Origin of the sequence: Mycobacterium sp. E136 (assembly GCF_001666865.1) — a bacterium.
Classification (GTDB): Bacteria; Actinomycetota; Actinomycetes; order Mycobacteriales; family Mycobacteriaceae; genus Mycobacterium.
The window spans coordinates 1-1,983 of sequence record NZ_LZJE01000334.1 but is presented as its reverse complement, the minus strand read 5'-3'; the positions used below and the strand labels follow the sequence as shown (position 1 = coordinate 1,983).

Genomic DNA, 1,983 nt, shown 5'->3' with positions numbered 1-1,983 from the left:
TCCAGCCCGCGTTCGGTGAGCACGGCGCGCGCATCGTCGAGCACCAGCGCCGAATCGCGGTCGCTGGTCAGATGCGCAGTGACCATGTCCTTGCCCGGCACCAGCGTCCAGACGTGCAGGTCGTGCACGTCGGTGACGCCCTCCACCGCACACAGCGCGCTCCGCAGCTCCTCCACGTCGATGTGCGCGGGTGAGGACTCCGAGAGGATCCGCAGGGCCGCCCGCGCCAACGAGAACGCCCGCGGCAACACCCACAGCGCGACGAACACAGCGACCACGACGTCGGCGTACGGCCAGTGCGTCGTGACCGTCACGACGCCCGCGATCAGCACCCCGATGCTGCCGACGGTGTCGGCGACGACCTCCATGTAGGCGCCCTTGACGGCCAGGCTCTTCTCGGAATGCGAGCGCAGCAGCAGCACCACGACGGCGTTGGCCGCCAACCCCGCCAGCGCGACGACGATCATCGGCACACCGGGCACCTCGGGCGCGTGGCCGAGCCGTTCGATCGCCTCGAAGAGGATGAACCCCGCGACGCCGAGAAGGAGCACAGCGTTGGCGACGGCGGTGAACACCTCGGCGCGGTGCCACCCGTATGTGCGCGCGGGGGAGGCGCTGCCGCGGCGGGCGAGAAGGACCGCGGTCAGACCCATGAACATCGCGACCAGATCGGTCAGCATGTGCCCGGCGTCGGCTAACAGCGCGATGGAGTCGATGAGCAGCGCCGTGACGAGCTCGACCACGAAGAAGGCGGTGAGGATCGCCGCGGCGATGACCATCCGGCTGACGCGGGTATCGCCTCTGCTGTGATCGTGGCCGGCGCCCATGCCAGCAATCTATGCGCAAGTCCGCATATGTCGCAAGGGTGTGCGCCCTGCGTCGCCGGTGCCTAGAACCAGGCCGACCAGAAGCGGGTCAGATCGCTGCCCAGCCACACCAGCGGGCGAGCCACGCCGGAGAAGTCGAAGAACCACAGCACCAGCTGCCAGAACCACCGGTTGAGGCCGGGGCTGAACAGCAGCAACAGCAGGACAAGCAGCCCCCACTGCTTGGCCGGGGCCACGGCTCGTTGCGTCTGCGGGCTCAGGTGCGGCTCGAGCGCGCCGTATCCGTCGAGCCCGGGCACCGGAAGCATGTTCAGCACGAACGCGGTCACCTGGAGGAAGCCCAGGAACGCCATGCCGGCCCAGAAGACGCCGTGCGCGGGGTCGAAGAGCGCGCTCGTCAGGATCAGCAGCAGCGCCGCGAACACCAGGTTGGTGAACGGCCCGGCGAGGCTGACCACGCTGCGCTGCCGTGGGGTCATCCAGCCGGTGCGGACGTACACCGCCCCACCGGGCAGGCCGATCCCGCCGATCGCGATGATCAGCACCGGCAACCCGATCGACAACAGCGGATGGGAGTACTTGAGCGGGTTGAGCGTGAGGTAGCCGCGCGTCGCGACGTCCCGATCGCCGAACCGCCACGCGGTGTACGCGTGGGCGAACTCGTGTACGCACAGCGACACCAGCCAGCCCGCGATCACGAACGTGAACACCCCGACGTAGGCGAGCGGCCGCGAGGTGTCCGTCGTGCACGTCCACGCCACGACGCCACCGGCGACGGTGGCCGCCACGATGGCCAGGAAGACGGGGCTGGGCCGCACCGACTGGTGCAGCGGACGAACACTCACGCGTCGACGCTACCGGAGGTCAGACGACCCGCAGCCAGCCTTCGGTGTGCCGGTAGAACGTCGAGCGCCGGACCGGACGCGGGGCCATCACCCCGTCGCGGACCACGAATGCGCCGGTGCTGCCGAGCTGGGCGGCACGCCCGGTCACCCACCGGCGCGGCCGCATATGGCGCGACAGCACGCTCGCGCGCAGGCCCGGCATCGTCGCCGTCGGCTCGATGCGCACCCCGGTCACGGCGCCGTCGAACAGCACCTCGTCGTCGACCACCGCCTCGCCGGTCAGCTCGGCCGGCGGCGAACCCTTCTCCAGC

2 protein-coding genes and 1 pseudogene are annotated in these 1,983 nt (G+C 70.1%); all 3 read right to left on the bottom strand.

The window, feature by feature from the left end:
- On the bottom strand, positions 1-827 hold an 827-nt coding region (locus A5698_RS22095), incomplete at its 3' end, for a cation diffusion facilitator family transporter (RefSeq protein WP_068301176.1).
- Positions 828-889: 62 nt separating this feature from the next.
- A complete protein-coding gene (locus tag A5698_RS22090; protein WP_068301172.1) occupies positions 890-1,672 on the bottom strand; it encodes a site-2 protease family protein in 783 nt (260 codons plus the stop codon).
- Between the two features lie 19 nt (positions 1,673-1,691).
- Positions 1,692-1,983, bottom strand: a pseudogene (locus A5698_RS22085) (peptidase M50); the annotation flags it as partial.